The sequence below is a fragment of the Streptomyces sp. NPDC058964 genome, from assembly GCF_042741275.1.
Taxonomy (GTDB): domain Bacteria; phylum Actinomycetota; class Actinomycetes; order Streptomycetales; family Streptomycetaceae; genus Streptomyces.
Genome location: NZ_JBHYKH010000617.1, coordinates 1 through 4,789 on the forward strand (window position 1 = coordinate 1; position 4,789 = coordinate 4,789).

The following is a 4,789-nucleotide window of genomic DNA, read 5'->3' on the forward strand; positions in this document are numbered from 1 at the left end:
AGGAGTACCGCCTCGACCGCACGACCGTGACGGCGAGGCTGACCGAGGGCTACGGCGAGACGGCCGCCGCCGCGCTCGCCCCGTTCCTGGAGGCCGCCCTGTGAGCACCCAGCGCACGGCGACCGCACAGCAGTTGCGAAACGCCCTGGCCACCCGGGTGGTCGTCGCCGACGGCGCCATGGGCACCATGCTCCAGGACCGGGAGCCCACGCTCGACGACTTCCAGGGCCACGAGGGCTGCAACGAGATCCTCAACGTCTCCCGCCCCGACATCGTGCGCTCGGTCCACGACGCGTACTTCACCGCGGGCGTCGACTGCGTCGAGACCAACACCTTCGGCGCCAACCTCGCCAACCTCGGCGAGTACGGCATCGCCTCCCGCATCCGCGAACTCGCCGAGGCCGGCGCCCGGCTCGCCCGGGAGGTCGCCGACGGCCACAGCACCGCCGAACGCCCCCGCTGGGTGCTCGGCTCGGTCGGCCCCGGCACCAAGCTGCCCACCCTCGGACACGCCCCCTACGCGGATCTGCGCGACGCCTACCAGGAGCAGACCGAGGGCCTGATCGCGGGCGGCGCGCACGCCGTGCTCGTCGAGACCACCCAGGACCTGCTGCAGACCAAGGCCGCCCTGATCGGCGCCCGCCGCGCCCTGCGCAGGACGGGAGCCGACCTGCCGCTGTTCGTACAGATCACCGTCGAGACCACCGGCACCATGCTGCTCGGCTCCGAGACCGGCGCCGCCCTCACCGCCCTCGAACCCCTAGGCATCGACCTGATCGGCCTCAACTGCGCCACCGGCCCGGCCGAGATGAACGAGCACCTGCGCCAGCTGTCCCGGCACGCCCGCACCGGCATCTCCGCGATGCCCAATGCGGGACTGCCCGTGCTCACCGCGGACGGCGCCCACTACCCGCTCAGCCCCGAGGAACTCGCCGCAGCACACCGCCAGTTCGTCACCGAGCACGGCCTGAGCCTGGTCGGCGGCTGCTGCGGCACCACGCCCGAGCATCTGCGCCGGGTCGCCGAGGCCGTACGCGATCTCGAACCGGCTCGGCGCGACCCGTGCCCCGAGCCGGCCGCCGCCTCCCTCTACACCTCCGTGCCGTTCCGGCAGGACACCTCCTACCTGGCCATCGGCGAACGTACCAACGCAAACGGCTCCAAGGCCTTCCGTGAAGCCCTCGTCCGCGAGGACTGGGACACCTGCGTGGAGATCGCCCGCGACCAGATCCGCGACGGCGCCCATCTGCTCGACCTGTGCGTCGACTACGTGGGACGCGACGGCGTCGCCGACATGAAGGAGCTCGCGGGCCGCCTCGCCACCGCCTCCACCCTTCCTGTCGTCCTCGACTCCACCGAACCCGCCATACTGGAAGCCGGGTTGGAGAGGCTGGGCGGCCGGGCCGTCGTCAACTCCGTCAACTACGAGGACGGGGACGGTCCCGACTCCCGGTTCGCGCGGATCATGCCGCTGGTCGCCGAGCACGGTGCCGCCGTGGTCGCCCTCACCATCGACGAGGAGGGCCAGGCCCGCACCGCCGAATGGAAGCTGCGCGTGGCCGAGCGCCTCATCGCCGACCTCACCGGCGAGTGGGGGATGGCCGAGAGCGACATCCTCGTCGACTGTCTGACCTTCCCCATCGCCACCGGACAGGAGGAGACCCGCCGCGACGGCGTCGAGACCATCGAGGCGATACGGGAGCTCAAGCGCCGCCACCCGGACGTGCAGACCACCCTGGGGCTGTCGAACATCAGCTTCGGGCTCAACCCGGCCGCCCGTACCGTCCTCAACTCGGTCTTCCTGCACGAGTGCGTGGCCGCCGGACTCGACTCGGCCATCGTGCACGCCTCCAGGATCCTGCCCATCTCCCGTATCCCGCAGGAGCAGCTGGAGTGCGCCCTCGACCTGGTGCACGACCGGCGCCGCGAGGACTACGACCCGCTCCAGCGCTATCTGGAGCTCTTCGAGGGCGTCGACAGCCGCTCCGTGAAGGCATCCCGCGCCGCCGAACTGGCCGCGCTGCCGCTGCCCGACCGGTTGCGCCGCCGCATCGTCGACGGCGAGCGGGGCGGTCTGACCGCCGACCTGGACGAGGCCCTGACCGGGCACTCCGCCCTGGAGATCGTCAACGACATCCTCCTCGACGGCATGAAGACCGTCGGCGAGCTGTTCGGCTCGGGGCAGATGCAGCTGCCGTTCGTCCTCCAGTCCGCCGAGGTGATGAAGGCCGCCGTCGGCCACCTCGAGCCGCACATGGAGCGGGCCGACACCTCCGGCAAGGGCACCCTGGTCCTGGCCACCGTCAAGGGCGACGTCCACGACATCGGCAAGAACCTCGTCGACATCATCCTCACCAACAACGGCTACAACGTGGTCAACCTCGGCATCAAACAGCCGGTGTCCGCGATCGTCGAGGCGGCCGAGAAGCACCGCGCCGACGCCATCGGCATGTCGGGCCTCCTGGTGAAGTCCACGATGATCATGAAGGAGAACCTCCAGGAGCTCAACGACCGCGGCCTCGCCACGACCTACCCGGTCATCCTCGGCGGTGCGGCGCTCACCCGGGCGTACGTCGAACAGGACCTGCACGAGCTGTACGACGGCGAGGTGCGCTACGCCCGCGACGCCTTCGAGGGCCTGCGCCTCATGGACACCCTGACCGCGCTCAAACGCGGCGAGGCGGGAGCCGCGCTGCCCGAACTGAAGCGCCGCAGGGTGCGTGCCACGACGACCGCCCGGATCAACGAGGACCGGCGCCCCCTGCCGGCCCGCTCGGACGTGGCGACGGACAACCCCGTGCCCACCCCGCCCTTCTGGGGCACCCGCGTCACCAAGGGCATCCCGCTCGCCGACTACGCCTCCTGGCTGGACGAACGCGCCACGTTCATGGGGCAGTGGGGCCTCAAGTCCTCCCGCGGCGCGACCGGACCCTCGTACGAGGAACTGGTCGAGACGGAAGGCCGGCCGCGGCTGCGCGCCTGGCTGGACCGGCTGCACACCGACAACCTCCTCGAAGCCGCCGTCGTGCACGGCTACTTCCGCTGCGTCTCCAAGGGCGACGACCTGATCGTCCTCGACGAGGACGGCACCGAACGCACCCGCTTCACCTTCCCCCGCCAGCAGCGCGACCGGTACCTGTGCCTGGCCGATTTCTTCCGCGCCCAGGACGCGGTGGATTCGGTGTCCGGCGAGACCGACGTCATCGCGTTCACGACGGTCACCATGGGCAACCGGGTCTCCGAGGCCGCGAACGAGCTGTTCGCCGCCGACTCCTATCGCGACTACCTCGAACTCCATGGTCTGTCCGTGCAGCTGACCGAGGCGCTGGCCGAGTTCTGGCACGCCCGCGTCCGCGCCGAACTGGGCATCGCGGACCAGGACCCAACTGATCTGGCCGGCATGCTCCGCACCGACTACCAGGGCTGCCGCTACTCCCTCGGCTACCCGGCCTGCCCCGACCTGGAGGACCGCGCCAAGATCGCCGGCCTGCTCCGCCCGGAGCGCATCGGGGTCACGCTCTCCGAGGAGTTCCAGCTCCACCCGGAACAGTCCACGGACGCCCTGATCCTGCACCACCCGGAGGCCGTCTACTTCAAGACGACCGGCGGCCCGGCCGAGGAGACCGCCCGATGACCACTGCCGCCACCACCGCGTCGGCCGGTTCCCTGCGGGACCTGCTCGCCGCGGGCGTGACCACCTTCTCCTTCGAGTTCTTCCCGCCCAGGACCGAAGCCGGGGAACGGACGTTGTGGGACGCGATCCGCCGGATCGAGTCCGTCGCCCCCACCTTCGTCTCCGTGACGTACGGCGCGGGCGGCTCCTCCAGGGACCGCACGGTGGCCGTCACCCGCCGCATCGCCGCCGAGACGACGCTGCGCCCCGTCGCCCACCTCACCGCCGTCGACCACTCGGTGGCCGAGCTGCGGCACATCGTCGGGCAGTACGCCGATGCGGGCATCCGTGACGTCCTGGCCCTGCGCGGCGACCCGCCGGGTGACCCGCGCGGCCCGTGGACCGCACACCCCGACGGCCTGCGTCACGCCCACCAGCTCGTCGAACTGGTCCGATCGGCGGGGGACTTCAGCATCGGCGTCGCCGCCTTCCCCGAGCGTCACCCGCGCTCACCCGACTGGGACAGCGACATCCGGCACTTCGTCGCCAAGTGCCGGGCCGGCGCCGACTACGCCATCACGCAGATGTTCTTCGACGCCGAGGACTATCTGCGGCTGCGCGACCGCGTCACGGCCGCCGGCTGCGGGACGCCGATCATTCCGGAGATCATGCCGGCCGTCCACGCCCGCCAGATCCAGCGCTTCGCCGAACTGAGCGACGCCCGCTTCCCGCGGGACCTCGCCGAGGCCCTGGAGGCCGCCCGGGACGACCCCGCAACCGCCCACCGCATCGGCGTCGACCACGCCACCGCGCTGGCCGAGCGGCTCCTCGCCGAGGGCGCTCCCGGCCTGCACTACATCACCCTCAACCGCTCCACGGCGACCCTTGAGATCCACCGCAACCTGACCAACCTCAACGAGAGGCCCGCGCATGCCCGCCAAGACCGCTGACTTCAAGGTCGCCGACCTCTCCCTGGCCGAGTTCGGCCGCAAGGAGATCACCCTCGCCGAACACGAGATGCCGGGCCTGATGGCGATCCGCAAGGAATACGCCGGGGCACAGCCCCTCGCCGGCGCCCGCATCACCGGCTCCCTGCACATGACCGTGCAGACCGCCGTGCTCATCGAGACCCTGGTCGCCCTGGGCGCGCGGGTCCGCTGGGCCTCCTGCAACATC

General features: G+C 71.2%; 3 protein-coding genes. All 3 read left to right on the forward strand.

Features of this window, described 5'->3' with window-relative positions; all coding sequences use genetic code 11:
* The first annotated feature begins 100 nt into the window (after positions 1-100).
* Entirely contained in the window at positions 101-3,634 is a 3,534-nt protein-coding gene (gene metH, locus ACFW2E_RS41565; RefSeq protein ID WP_384475762.1) for a methionine synthase, read from the forward strand.
* Positions 3,631-4,563 carry a methylenetetrahydrofolate reductase [NAD(P)H] gene (gene metF, locus ACFW2E_RS41570; RefSeq protein WP_384475765.1) on the forward strand — a complete coding sequence of 311 codons (933 nt, stop codon included), beginning with the start codon at positions 3,631-3,633 and terminating at the stop codon, positions 4,561-4,563. Before metH ends, metF begins: the two co-directional genes overlap by 4 nt.
* On the forward strand, positions 4,544-4,789 hold a 246-nt coding region (locus tag ACFW2E_RS41575), incomplete at its 3' end, for an adenosylhomocysteinase (protein WP_384475768.1). The genes metF and ACFW2E_RS41575, both read left to right, overlap by 20 nt.